Origin of the sequence: Leifsonia sp. NPDC014704 (assembly GCF_043083605.1) — a bacterium.
Lineage (GTDB): Bacteria > Actinomycetota > Actinomycetes > Actinomycetales > Microbacteriaceae > Leifsonia.
Genome location: NZ_JBIBYW010000001.1, coordinates 1,795,432 through 1,808,210, shown reverse-complemented (window position 1 = coordinate 1,808,210; position 12,779 = coordinate 1,795,432). Strand labels below are relative to the sequence as shown.

Below are 12,779 nucleotides of genomic sequence, written 5' to 3'. Positions count from 1 at the left end.
CTCAGCCCTGCAGCAGGGCCTCGACGAGCCCGGGGAAGCGCTCGTCCAGCTCATCCCGGCGCAGCTGGATCTCGTGCGTGCGGCCGGAGACGATGGTGCGCGTGACGCCGGCTTCGCGCAGCGTCTTGAAGTGATGCGCCATGGTCGACTTCTGGACGTCGACGCCCCATTCGGTCATGGACTTGGGATGCGGGCGGCCGTCCGCGAGGACCCGGACGATCTGCAGCCGGATGGGGTCGGCGAGGGCGCGCAGCACATCCACCAGCTGCACATCCACCATGTCGGGCGCGGGGTAGTCGGTCATCTCACCACAATTGTTTGACAATCATCGAACAATAGTCGTACCGTAACGGTATGACGTTCATCGAACAATCGTACCGCAGGACCCTCCCGGCTCTGCTGGTGCTCGCCCTCGCCCTGTTCGTCGTCGGCACGAACGCGTTCGTGATCGCGGGCCTCCTGCCGCGCGTCGGCGCGAGCATCGGCGCGACGGCGACCCAGGTCAGCTGGTCGATCACCACCTACTCGCTGGTCGTGGCGGTCGCCGCACCGGCCGTCTCCATCCTCCTTCCGCGCGTGCCGCGCGCGACCCTCATGGCCGCCGGACTCGCGGTCTTCGCCATCGGGACGGCCGCCTCGGCGCTCGCTCCCGACCTCCCCCTGTTCATCGCCGGACGCACCTTCTCCGGCCTCGGCGGTGCCGCCCTCGTGCCGACGGCCACCGCCGCGGCGGCCTCGCTCGCCCGGCCGGGCAAGCGTGGACAGGCCCTCGCGATCGTGGGAGCCGGTTTCACGCTGGCCACGGCGGTCGGCTCGCCGCTCGGCACCGCCCTCGGCGGCGTCGCGGGCTGGCGCTTCGCGCTCTGGTGCATCGTCGGGATCGCCGTGGTGCTCGTCGTGGCCATCCCGCTCGTCGTTCGCGGCGTGCCCGTCCCTGCGGCCGTCAGCCTGCGTCGACGGCTCGCGCCGCTGGCCGACCTCCGCATCGTCGCACCGCTCGGGACCACGCTGCTCATGGTCGCCGGCTTCAACGTCGTCTACATCTTCTCGGCGGCCGTGACCCGCGCCTCCACCGGCGGCTCGGGGGCGCTTCTCGCCATCCTGCTCCTCGCCTACGGGGTGGCCGGGGTGGCAGGCAACTCGGTCGCGGGGCCGCTCACGGACCGCTTCGGCAGCAGGATCGTCGCGATCGTCGCCCTCGCCGGTCAAGCCGTGATGCTTGTGGTCCTCGCGTTCGCGGAGGCGTCCTTCGTGGCCTCCGTCATCGTGTTCGCCCTCTGGGGCATCGCGGCGTTCGCCATCGCCATCCCGGTGCAGCACCGCCTCGTCCACGTCGACCCGGAGAGCTCGGCTCTCGCGCTGTCGTGGTACTCGACGGCGATGTACGTGGGGATCGCGATCGCGCCCCCGATCGGAGCGTTCGCCTTGGCGGCGGGAGGGGCCGTGGCCGTCCCGCTGGCCGGTGCCCTCGTCACTCTGGGAGCGCTCGGCGTCTTCGTCATCGGTTATCTGGCACGGGCTCCGCGCGCGGTGGCTGCCTGAAGCGGGCCGAACTCGTCATCACGAGCCGCCGTCTGACGCGGCCCCGTGAAAGCGGGGCCGCGTCAGACATCCGGGATCACGCCACGAGCAGGCGCATCGCCTCGGCCAGTGCGGCGACCCGGTCGGTCGCCGTCTGCCGGCGCTCCTCGACCGTGCCCTCGTCGCTCGAGGCGTCGATGTAGATCTTCAGCTTGGGCTCCGTGCCGCTCGGGCGGACCATGACGCGGGAGCCGTCCTCCAGCAGGATGCGCAGCACATCGCTCGGAGGCAGACCGCCGAAGCCGTCGCGCAGGTCGTCGATCTGCGTCACGCGCACCTCGCCCAGATGACTCGGCGGGGTGGACCGCAGCGCCGCCATGATCTCGCTGATCCGTGAGAGATCCGTCACCCGGAGCGAGATCTGGTCGCTCGCGAAGAAGCCGAAACGCTCGGCGAAGGCCTCCAGGCGTCCGGCGACCGTGACGCCGTCCGCGGCGAGCCCGTTCGCCAGGTCGAGCAGGGCGACGGCGGCTGAGATGCCGTCCTTGTCGCGGACGGTGTCCGGGTTCACCAGGTAGCCCAGTGCCTCCTCGTAGCCGTAGACGAGGCCCGGCGCGCGGGAGACCCACTTGAAGCCGGTGAGGGTGTCTGCGAAGTCGAGCCGGTACGCACGGGCGACGGCGGCCAGGGCGGGCGAGGAGACGACCGAGCAGGCCAACGTCCCGAAGGCGCCGCGCTCATCCGCTCGCGCCACCGCGATCTCGGCGGCACGCCAGCCCAGCAGTGCGCCGACCTCGTTGCCGGAGAGCCGTCGGTAGCCGTCGGGGCTCGACGGGTCCGGTACCGCGACGGCGAGGCGATCGGCATCCGGATCGTTCGCGATCACCAGGTCGGCCCCGTCCTCCCGAGCGGTCTGGAACGACAGGTCCATCGCGCCCGGCTCCTCCGGGTTCGGGAACGCCACGGTCGGGAAGGCGGGATCCGGGTCGATCTGGGCGGTGACCGGGGTGGGGGAGGCGAACCCCGCACGCGCGAACACCTCGCGCGCGGTGCGCCAGCCGACGCCGTGCATCGCGGTGTACACGAACGACACCGCATCGCGCGGGGTCTCGGTGACGGCCACCGCGACGGTCGCGTCGATGTAGGCCTGCTCCACCTCGTCGGAGGCGATCTCGTAGCGGTCGGAGCGCGGCAGGTCCGCCACGCTTCCCTGGGCGACATCGAGGATGTGGGCAGCGATCTCGGCGTCGACCGGCGAGACGATCTGCGAGCCGTTGTCCTCGCCACCGAGATAGACCTTGTAGCCGTTGTCGTTCGGCGGGTTGTGGCTGGCGGTCACCATGACGCCGGCGCTCACATCCAGGTGCCGGACCGCGAACGCGAGCACCGGCGTCGGCAGGAGGCGGGGGAGCAGCACCGCGCGGATGCCCGCACCGGCCATCAGCTCGGCGGTGTCGCGGGCGAAGACATCCGAGTTCTTGCGTCCGTCGTAGCCGATCACGACCGACGGCGTTCCGCCCTCGGCGTGCTCCAGCAGCCAGCGTGCGAAGCCCGCGGCCGCCTGGGCCACGAGCACCCGGTTCATCCGGTTGGGGCCGGCGGCGATGGCGCCGCGCAGACCGGCCGTTCCGAACGCGAGCCGCTCGTCGAACCGCGAGTGCAGGTCGGCGATCGCCTCGGCCGAGCCGGCCTCGGCGGCGACGATGAGCGCGTCCAGCTCGTCACGGGTCTCCGGGTCGGGGTCCTGGCTCATCCAGGCACGGGCCTCGGCGAGGAGTTCCGGGGTGTCCTTCTGGCTGGACGTCGCGTTGTCGGTCACAGGGCCTCCACGATCTGGGCGAGAAGGGCGCTGATCACCGGCTCCGCGGCACGACCGGCGTCGATGACCTCCTGGTGGCTGAGCGGCGTCTTCTGGATGCCGGCCGCCAGGTTGGTGATGAGCGACATGCCCAGGATCTCCATGCCCGCCTGCCGGGCGGCGATCGCCTCGAGGGCTGTCGACATCCCGACGATGTGACCGCCGATGGTCTTGGCCATCTGGACCTCGGCCGGCGTCTCGTAGTGCGGACCGCGGAATTGCGTGTACACGCCCTCGTCGAGGGTGGGATCGATGTTCCGGGCGAGCGCGCGCAGACGCGGCGAGTAGAGGTCGGTGAGGTCGATGAAGGTCGCGCCCTCGAGCGGAGAGTCGGCGGTCAGGTTGATGTGGTCGGAGATGAGGACGGGCGTGCCCGGCTTCCAGTGCTCCTTGATGCCGCCGGCGCCGTTGGTGAGCACCATGGTCGTCGCTCCGGCGGCCGCTGCGGTGCGGACGCTGTGGACGACCCGGCGGACGCCGTGTCCCTCGTAGTAGTGGGTGCGCGCGCCGATGACCAGCGCGTGCTTGCCGTTCGGCAGGCGGATGGAGCGCAGCGTTCCGACGTGGCCTTCGAGTGCCGGCTTGCTGAAGCCGACGATCTCGGTGGCGGGGACGGTGGCGACGGTCTCGCCGATCAGATCGGCGGCACGGCCCCAGCCGCTGCCCAGCGTGAGCGCGATGTCGTGGCGCTCGACGCCCGTCTTCTCGGCGAGCTGGCCCGCGGCCTCCTTGGCGACCTCGAACGGGTCGGCAGAGGGGTCGTCGAGCGGGTTCGTGATGGATTCCAGCATGAGCCAACTCTACTGAGCGGCCGGCTTTCCACAGGCTCGGAGCCGAATGCGCATCGGTGCACCCCATACGGAAGAATGGAGCACATGGCGTACGAATTCGAGCGGAAACAGCGCATCGCGGTCCTCGGCGGCGGTCCCGGCGGTTACGAGGCAGCACTCGCGGGCGCGCAACTCGGCGCCGACGTGACCCTGGTCGAGCGTTCGGGCGTCGGCGGGTCCGCCGTCATCACCGACGTGGTTCCCTCGAAGAGCCTCATCGCCACCGCCGAGGCGACCAATTCGCTCGCCGAAGCGGCCGACCTCGGTGTGCAGTTCTTCTCCCGGGGTGAGACGGGCAAGCCGGTGCGCCCCGAGATCGCCGTCAACCTCGCCGCGGTCAACAAGCGGTTGATGGGTCTTGCTCGCCAGCAGTCGGAGGACATGCGCGCCGAGCTCGTGCGCGCGGGCGTCCGCATCGTGACCGGAGAGGGCCGGCTCGACGGCTCGAGTGCGATCATCGTCTCCACCTCCAGGGATTCCGGCACCGACTTCGACCGGGTGGAGGCCGACACGATCGTCGTCGCCGTCGGCGCCCGTCCCCGGGTGCTGCCCTCCGCGGTGCCGGACGGGGAGCGCATCCTCACCTGGACACAGCTGTACGACTTGCAGACGGTGCCCTCGCATCTCATCGTCGTGGGCTCCGGTGTCACCGGCGCCGAGTTCGCGTCGGCGTACACGGCGCTCGGGTCCAAGGTGACGCTCATCTCGTCGCGCGATCAGGTGCTCCCGGGCGAGGACGCGGATGCGGCGCACGTCATCGAGAACGTCTTCAAGCGCAACGGCATGCAGGTCCTCTCGAAGTCGCGTGCCGAGTCCGTCGTCCGCACCGAGGACGGCGTCGTCGCCACGCTCACTGACGGGCGCACGATCGAGGGGTCGCACTGCCTCATGGCCGTCGGGTCCGTTCCCAACACCTCGGGCATCGGGCTCGAGGAGGCCGGAGTGCAGGTGACCACCTCGGGGAACATCCGGGTCAACCGGGTCGCGCGCACCTCCATCCCGAACATCTACGCCGCCGGCGACTGCTCCGACTCCCTGCCGCTCGCCTCGGTCGCGTCGATGCAGGGCCGCACCGCCGTGTTCCACGCGATGGGCGACGCGGTCAACCCGATCGAACTGCGCAACGTCAGCTCCAACATCTTCACCCAGCCCGAGATCGCGACGGTCGGCTGGAGCCAGAAGCAGATCGAGGAGGGCATCGCGCAGGGCGACATCTACAAGCTGCCCCTCAAGTCCAACCCGCGCGCGAAGATGCTCGGCATCCGAGACGGTTTCGTGAAGCTCTTCGCCCGCACCGGATCCGGCACCGTGATCGGCGGCGTCATCGTCGCCCCGCGGGCATCGGAGCTGATCTTCCCCCTCGCTCTCGCCGTCGAGCAGCGTCTGACGGTGGATCAAGTGGCGCGGGCGTTCACGGTGTACCCGTCCCTCTCCGGCTCGATCACCGACGCAGCGCGCGCGATGCACATCGTGCTCTGACGGGAAGGCCGGGGGATGGAGGTCGGGCTCGTCATCGGAGTGCTCGCGGTGCTCACCATCGCGGCGGCGACGACCTTCGGGCCGCGGTTCGGCGTCGCTTCGCCTTTGATCCTGGTGGTCATCGGCATCCTCGTGAGCCTGCTGCCGTTCGTCCCGGCGATCGAGCTCGAGCCCGAGTGGATCCTCGCCGGGGTGCTCCCACCCCTGCTGTACTCCGCGTCCGTGTCCATGCCGGCCATGAACTTCCGGCGCGAGTTCGGGGCGATCGGCGGGCTCTCCGTTCTGCTGGTGATCGTGAGTTCCGTCCTGCTCGGGCTGTTCTTCGCGTGGGTCATCCCGGGCCTGGGGCTCGGCTGGGGTATCGCCCTGGGTGCCATCGTCAGCCCCACCGACGCCGTCGCCACCGGGATCGTCAAACGGGCGGGCGTCTCGCCGCGCGTCGTCGCCATCCTCGAGGGCGAGAGCCTGCTGAACGACGCGACCGCGCTGGTGCTGCTGCGCGCCGCGGTGGCCGCGGCCGGTGCGTCGTTCACCCTCGGCGCGGTGACGCTCTCGTTCGTGTACTCGGTGCTCATCGCCGTCGTCTTCGGCGGGGTCGTCGGCTGGCTGAACCTGATCGTCCGCGCCCGGGTGAAGGACGCGACGGTCAACACGGTCATCTCGTTCACCGTGCCGTTCCTCGCCTCGATCCCGGCCGAGGCGCTCGGCGCGTCCGGCCTCGTCGCCGCCGTCGTCGCCGGGCTCGTGACCGGCAGCCGCGCGCCGCGCGTGCTCTCGCCGGAGCACCGGTTGTCGGACGCGCAGAACTGGCGCACGGTCGAGCTCATCCTCGAGGGGCTCATCTTCCTGACGATGGGCCTGGAGCTGTTCGGCATCGTGCAGGACGTGCAGGAGGACCACTCCGGCGTGGCGCCCGCCATCGGTGTCGCCGCGGGTGCGCTCGTGCTCACGATCCTGGTGCGCGCGGCGTTCGTCGCGCCCCTGCTCGCTCTGCTCGCCCGTCGCAGCAAACGGGGGCAACGGATCCGGCCACGCCTTGAGCAGTTGCAGGAGCACCTGACCGATCCGGAAGCGGTGCGGCGCGGTATCGCCGAGCGTCTTGCCAAGCCCGGGGAGCAGCGGGCGCTCGCCGCCGGCCCGTCGGCGCTCGACGGGGATGCGGGCGAGGTCGGAGACGAGTCCGGCGCGGGATCGGGTGCCGACGTGCCGGCGGATGTTGCGCCCGACACGGCCGCCGTTGCGTCCTCTGCGGTCGCGGCGAGCGTGGTTCCCGATCCGGCGTTTCCGGACCCGGCCTTCCCGGACCGCGCCTTCGGCGACTCCGAGGGCCGCCGCCCGATCTCGCCCAAGCAGGCCGAACGGCGGCGTCGCCGGCTCGCGCGTCGCGGCATCCCGACGGTCGAGAACCTGACGCGCTTCGGCACACGCCTCCGACGGCTTCTCGCCGACATCGAGTACTTCACGGGGGCCCCGCTCGGCTGGCGCGAGGGCACCATCGTGGTGTGGGCGGGGATGCGCGGCGCGGTAACCGTCGCGGCCGCCCAGTCGCTGCCCGGCGAGACCCCGGGGCGATCGGTCCTCGTGCTCATCGCCTTCCTCGTGGCTGCCGGCTCCCTGCTCCTCCAGGGCGGCACTCTCGGCCTCGTGCTGAAGGCCGTGAAGCCCGCGGCGGCTGACCCGGAGGCCGAGCGGCAGGAACGGCGCAAGCTGATGGAGCTCCTCTACGAGGCGGCGAAGACCGTCCCGGTGCCGAAGACCACCGAGCGCACGCCGGAGGCGTTCGCCGAGCACAAGAAGGCGCGCCTCGCCCAGCTGCGTGCCCAGCGCAACGCCCTCCTCGACGCGCGCGACGACGGCGCCTTCAGCGCCGACGTCCTCGCCGGCGCTCTGAGCAACCTCGACGCCGACGAGATCAGCATCGATCTGAAGGGCGACCCCACGGAGGCCACCGGCTGACGCCTGCGCTGGCCCGCCGGCGAAACGGAGGTGTTTCGGCGGCTTCCCGCTCCGATCTCCTCCGTTCGTGGCGTTCCGGCGGCGTGTCGGCTCCGATCTCCTCCCTTCCGTACCCCGGACACGAGGTGTGCACAGTCGACGCGCGGATGGATCTCTCCACAGATCGCCCCTGTCCGTCCCGACGGCAGGCACCCTTCCGCAGGATGGGGACATGAATTGGATGACGGAACTCACTCGCCTCGGCGGCGCAGCGTCGCTCGGCCAATTGAAGGAGGCCGGGGCACGAGGGCACGTCCTGTCCGCCGCCGTCCGCGAAGGTCGCCTAGTGCGCCCGCGGAACGGCCGCTATGCCCTTCCGGGAATCGGTGAGGCCGCGCTCACGGCGCTGCGGACCGGTGGCCGCCTGGCGTGCGTCACCGCCGCGCGCACATACGGACTGTGGGGCGGGAGGGACGAACGGACGCATCTGCTGATCCCTCCGCATGCGGGGCGCTCAGCGGCCGTCGATGATCGGACGGTCCGTCATTGGCGTCCCGCCGAACGGCACCACGAAGTGTGGCGGGTCTCACTGGCCGATTGTCTCCGCAGCGTCGTGCGGTGCGCGGACGAAGAGACCGCCGTCGCCGTGCTCGATACGGCGATTTCGAGCGGCCAGATTACCCGCCATCGGCTGCGACGGATCTTCGCGGATGAACCGCTGCAGTCCCGGAGTATCGCCGAACGCGCACGGCCAGGCTCCGACTCGGGTGTCGAATCCGTGCTGCGACAGCGTCTCACCGCCCGCGGACACATCGTCGAGCAGCAACTGGCCGTCGACGGAGTGGGACGGGTCGACGCCCGCGTGGATGGCGTGCTCTATCTGGAGATCGACGGCTTCGAGTTCCACGCCGATCGCGAAGCGTTCGAGCGCGATCGCCGCCGCGATGTGGCCATGACGCTGAGGGGTCTGCCGAGGTTGCGGCTGACGGCGCGTCAGGTGCTTCGGAGCCCGGAGGCGACGGTGGCGACCGTCGAAGAGTTTCTCGGATCGCTGGAAAGGGAGGAGTTCCGTCGTGCGGCGGCGGGGTGACGCGCGAAAGAGAGGAGCTTCAGGCCGAGTGTCGGCGGTGCTCCTCCCTTTCGGAAGGTGGTTGGCGGCGCGCCGGGCGCGCGCGGTGGCGCGGCTCGGGAGACGGACGCCGGTGTCAGGTGATGCGGTGGTGTCAGACGATGCGGTGGTGTCAGACGATGTTGAGCAGCAGGTGGCCGGACGAGACCGTCTCGCCGACGCTCGCGTTGATGCCGGAGACGGTGCCGTCCTTGTGGGCGGTCAGCGGCTGCTCCATCTTCATGGCCTCGAGCACCAGCACCAGGTCACCCTTGACGACCGGGTCGCCGTCGGCGACGGCGACCTTCACCACGGTCGCCTGCATAGGAGCGGTGACGGAGTCGCCGGTAGCCGTGTCGACCGCGTGCGCGGCGCCGCGGCGGCGCGGAGCGGGCGCTCCGGACGGCTCGCCGGCACCACCACTGAGGAGGCGAGCGGGAAGGGAGACCTCGATGCGCTTGCCCTCGACCTCGACGACGACGTTGCTGCGTCGCTCAGCGGCGGGCTGGTCGCCGAGCTCGCCCGACCACGGCTCGATCTCGTTGACCCACTCGGTCTCGATCCAGCGGGTGTAGACGGAGAACGGCTCGCCGTCCTGAGGTGCGAAGGCCGGGTCGCGCACGATCGCACGGTGGAAGGGGAGGACGGTCGGGAGGCCCGCCACCTCGAACTCGTCCAGCGCGCGACGGGAGCGCTCGAGCGCCTCCTCGCGGCTGGCGCCGGTCACGATGAGCTTGGCCAGCATCGAGTCGAACGAGCCACTGATCACGTCGCCCGCCTGGATGCCGCTGTCGACGCGGACGCCGGGGCCGCTGGGGGCCTTGAACACGTGGACGGGCCCAGGGGAGGGGATGAAGCCGCGGCCGGCGTCCTCACCGTTGATGCGGAACTCGAACGAGTGGCCACGGGGGGCCGGGTCGCCGTAGTCGAGCTCGCCGCCCTCGGCGAGACGGAACTGCTCGCGGACGAGATCGATGCCGGTGACCTCTTCGGAGACACAGTGCTCGACCTGAAGGCGGGTGTTCACCTCGAGGAAGGAGACGGTGCCGTCCTTGCCGATCAGGAACTCGCACGTCCCGGCACCCTGGTAGCCGACCTCCTTGAGGATCGCCTTGGACGACGAGTAGAGCTTCTCGGTCTGCTCGGGGGTCAGGAACGGCGCGGGCGCCTCCTCGACGAGCTTCTGGTGGCGGCGCTGCAGCGAGCAGTCGCGGGTGGAGACGACGACGACGTTGCCGTAGGCGTCCGCGAGGCACTGGGTCTCGACGTGACGCGGCTGGTCGAGGTACTTCTCGACGAAGCACTCGCCCCGGCCGAAGGCGGCGATCGCCTCACGCGTGGCCGACTCGAACAGCTCGGCCACTTCCTCGCGGGCGCGGGCGACCTTCAGGCCGCGGCCGCCGCCGCCGAACGCCGCCTTGATGGCGACGGGGAGGCCGTAGACGTCGACGAAGTCGAGCACCTCAGCGGCGTCCTTGACCGGATTGAGGGTTCCGGGGGCAAGCGGCGCGCCCACCTTCTCGGCGACGTGACGTGCCGAGACCTTGTCGCCCAGGCGCTCGATGGCCTCCGGAGACGGGCCGATCCAGGTCAGCCCGGCGTCGGTGACCGCGCGCGCGAAGTCCGCGTTCTCGGCGAGGAAGCCATAGCCCGGGTGCACCGCGTCCGCGCCCGACCGGCGCGCGACCGACAGCAGCTTGTCGATGACGAGGTACGTCTCGGCGCTCGTGGTCCCGTCCAGCGCGTACGCCTCGTCGGCGAGGCGGACGTGCAGGGCGTCCCGGTCCTGGTCCGCGTATACGGCGACGGAGGCGATCCCGCTGTCCTTCGCCGCACGGATGACGCGGACGGCGATCTCGCCGCGGTTGGCGATCAAAACCTTGGTGATACGTGGCACAGTTCCCTAGCCTATTGCTCGAAATCGGAGTCGATTTGGGCGATCCCGACAAAAATGGGCGACCGAAGACTCCGGCAGCCTACAACGCCTTGCGTCAGTGGCCGCGGTTCCAGAGCGAAGTCCACGACACGCCGAGTTCGCGAACGAGCTCCCGCAGCGTCGAGAGGGAGAGCCCCACCACGGTGCTCGGATCGCCGTCCACCCGCGTGATGAAGGGTCCGCCGAGGCTGTCGATCGTGAACGATCCCGCCACCTCGAGCGGCTCGCCGCTCGCCACGTAGGCGTCGATCTCGTCGTCGGTGACGTCCGCGAACGTGACGGAGGCGACGGCGGTCGCCCCGACCGCGGCGTTCTCCCGCCCGTCGCGGTGGTCGATGAGCCAGTGACCGGAATGGAGGGTGCCCGTGCGTCCGCGCTGCTGCAGCCACCGCTCGCGGGCGACCTCGGGCAGGTGGGGCTTGCCGTGGATGGCGCCGTCGATCGCGAAGGCCGAGTCGCCGCCCAGGATCAGCCCGTCGATCGGCTCGCCGTCCAGGGTGCCGCGCACCGCCTCCGCCTTCAGCCGAGCGAGGAGCTGGACCATTGCGTCGGCGCTCAGCGGGCCGTGCTCGGCCTCCGCCGCGGCGACGGCCGCCGGTTCGTCGACGTGCGAAGGGACGACCACCGGCTCGACGCCGGCGGCGCGCAGCAACGCGAGGCGGGCGGGCGAGGTGGAGGCGAGGTAGAGGCGCATGGTCACCTGTGGGATGCTCGAAGGATGCCCCAGAAGGACGAGGTCGAGCTCGACATTACCAACGTGGCCCACGGCGGGGTGTTCGTCGCACGCCACGAAGGCCGGGTCGTCTTCGTGCCCGACACGATGCCGGGCGAGCGGGTGCGCGTCCGCATCGCGGACACCAGCCACGAGCGGTTCTGGCGCGGAGAGGTCGTGGAGGTCGTCGAGCCCGCACCGGAACGGCAACCGCACGTCTGGGGAGCCGCTGCCATCGAGCGCCGTCCCGCCGATCGTGCGGGCGGCGCCGAGTTCGGGCACATCCGACTCGAGCACCAGCGTGAGCTGAAGCGCCGCGTGATCGAAGACGCGCTGCAACGCACCGCCAAGCTGTCCGGCGACGCCATCGCCGCGGCAGGGGTGGACGGAGGACCGGTCCGGGTGGAGGCGGTGGATGGCGAGACGGTCGACGGCACCGGATGGCGCACCCGCGTCCGCCTGCAGGTCGACGGCACCGGCCGCCTCGGTCCGTACGCTCAGCGCTCGCACACCGTCATCCCCGTCACCGACCTGCCCCTCGCGACCGACGCCGTCCAGGAAGCCACCCCGTTCGGGCAGCTGTTCCCCGGAGCCGAGTCGGTCGATGTCGTCGCCACCGGTCTCGGTGCCTCCCACGTGCTCGTCAACGACAAGCCCGTGCGCTCCGGCCGCCGGAACGTCCGGCCGCGGCGCCGCCCCGTCCCCATCCGCGAGCGCGTCGGAGACCGCGAGTTCCGTCTGGACGCGCGCGGCTTCTGGCAGGTGCACCGCGGCGCGGCGCAGACCCTGACGAGCGCGGTGCAGTCCGCGGTCGACGAGGCGCTGTTCGACCCCCGGGCGGCGAACCTCGACCTGTACGGCGGCGTCGGCCTCCTCGCCGCCGCTCTCGGCGACCGCTTCGGCTCGACGCTCCGCATCACCTCCGTCGAGAGCGACGAGGCCGCAACGGACGACGCGGCCGAGAACCTCGCCGACTGGGTCGGCGCCTCGGCGATCACCGACCGTGTGGAGCGCTACGTCACCCGGCTCGCGGGCGAGGCATCGGCTGCCGAGCGCGCCCGGCTCCGCGCCGCGACGGTCGTGCTCGACCCGCCCCGCTCCGGGGCCGGCCGCGAGGTCGTCGACGCCATCGCCTCCCTCTCGCCCGCCCAGGTGGTCTACGTCGCCTGCGACCCCGTCGCGCTGGCCCGCGACCTCGCCTTCTTCGCCGGGCACGGCTACGACCTGCGCGGGATGCGCGCCTTCGACCTCTTCCCGAACACCCACCACGTCGAAGCCGTCGCCACCCTCACCCGCTGAGGCGCTGAGCCGCAGAGGCGCTGAGGCGCTGAGCCGCAGAGGCGCTGAGGCGCTGAGGCGCTGAGGCGCTGAGGCGCTGAGGCGCTGAGGCGCTGACGGGC

At 71.1% G+C, this 12,779-nt stretch carries 10 protein-coding genes; 5 read left to right on the top strand and 5 right to left on the bottom strand.

Annotation, left to right across the window (positions count from 1 at the left end):
* Nucleotide 1 precedes the first annotated feature (1 nt).
* On the bottom strand, nucleotides 2-304 hold the full coding sequence (locus ACF1AJ_RS08825; protein WP_391506988.1) for an ArsR/SmtB family transcription factor: 303 nt from the start codon (nucleotides 302-304) through the stop codon (nucleotides 2-4).
* A gap of 50 nt (nucleotides 305-354) precedes the next feature.
* Between ACF1AJ_RS08825 and ACF1AJ_RS08820 the strand changes: the two genes are divergently transcribed.
* Nucleotides 355-1,542, top strand: a complete 1,188-nt coding sequence (locus ACF1AJ_RS08820) for an MFS transporter (RefSeq protein WP_391506987.1) — start codon at nucleotides 355-357, stop codon at nucleotides 1,540-1,542.
* A 76-nt stretch (nucleotides 1,543-1,618) separates the two neighbouring features.
* On the opposite strand, the gene ACF1AJ_RS08815 is transcribed toward ACF1AJ_RS08820, so the two are convergent.
* Nucleotides 1,619-3,340: a phospho-sugar mutase gene (locus tag ACF1AJ_RS08815; RefSeq protein WP_391506986.1), complete on the bottom strand. Its 1,722-nt coding sequence runs from the start codon at nucleotides 3,338-3,340 to the stop codon at nucleotides 1,619-1,621.
* Nucleotides 3,337-4,170: a purine-nucleoside phosphorylase gene (locus tag ACF1AJ_RS08810; RefSeq protein WP_391506985.1), complete on the bottom strand. Its 834-nt coding sequence runs from the start codon at nucleotides 4,168-4,170 to the stop codon at nucleotides 3,337-3,339. The genes ACF1AJ_RS08815 and ACF1AJ_RS08810 overlap by 4 nt, the downstream gene beginning before the upstream one ends.
* A gap of 84 nt (nucleotides 4,171-4,254) precedes the next feature.
* Here ACF1AJ_RS08810 and ACF1AJ_RS08805 point away from each other — a divergent pair, with 84 nt between their 5' ends.
* From ACF1AJ_RS08805 to ACF1AJ_RS08795, 3 genes are all read left to right on the top strand, one after another.
* Complete coding sequence (locus tag ACF1AJ_RS08805) at nucleotides 4,255-5,688, top strand: NAD(P)H-quinone dehydrogenase (protein ID WP_391506984.1); 1,434 nt, start codon at nucleotides 4,255-4,257, stop codon at nucleotides 5,686-5,688.
* 15 nt (nucleotides 5,689-5,703) lie between these two features.
* A complete protein-coding gene (locus ACF1AJ_RS08800) occupies nucleotides 5,704-7,644 on the top strand; it encodes a cation:proton antiporter (protein WP_391506983.1) in 1,941 nt (646 codons plus the stop codon).
* A 625-nt stretch (nucleotides 7,645-8,269) separates the two neighbouring features.
* On the top strand, nucleotides 8,270-8,713 hold the full coding sequence (locus tag ACF1AJ_RS08795; RefSeq protein ID WP_391506982.1) for an endonuclease domain-containing protein: 444 nt from the start codon (nucleotides 8,270-8,272) through the stop codon (nucleotides 8,711-8,713).
* Between the two features lie 151 nt (nucleotides 8,714-8,864).
* Here ACF1AJ_RS08795 and ACF1AJ_RS08790 read toward each other — a convergent pair whose 3' ends face one another.
* Nucleotides 8,865-10,628, bottom strand: a complete 1,764-nt coding sequence (locus tag ACF1AJ_RS08790) for an acetyl/propionyl/methylcrotonyl-CoA carboxylase subunit alpha (protein WP_391506981.1) — start codon at nucleotides 10,626-10,628, stop codon at nucleotides 8,865-8,867.
* Between the two features lie 94 nt (nucleotides 10,629-10,722).
* Complete coding sequence (locus ACF1AJ_RS08785) at nucleotides 10,723-11,361, bottom strand: Maf family protein (protein WP_391507456.1); 639 nt, start codon at nucleotides 11,359-11,361, stop codon at nucleotides 10,723-10,725.
* Between the two features lie 24 nt (nucleotides 11,362-11,385).
* On the opposite strand from ACF1AJ_RS08785, the gene ACF1AJ_RS08780 reads away from it, so the two are divergent.
* Nucleotides 11,386-12,678, top strand: coding sequence for a class I SAM-dependent RNA methyltransferase (locus ACF1AJ_RS08780; RefSeq protein WP_391506980.1), 1,293 nt, complete (start codon nucleotides 11,386-11,388; stop codon nucleotides 12,676-12,678).
* The last annotated feature ends 101 nt before the right edge of the window (nucleotides 12,679-12,779 follow it).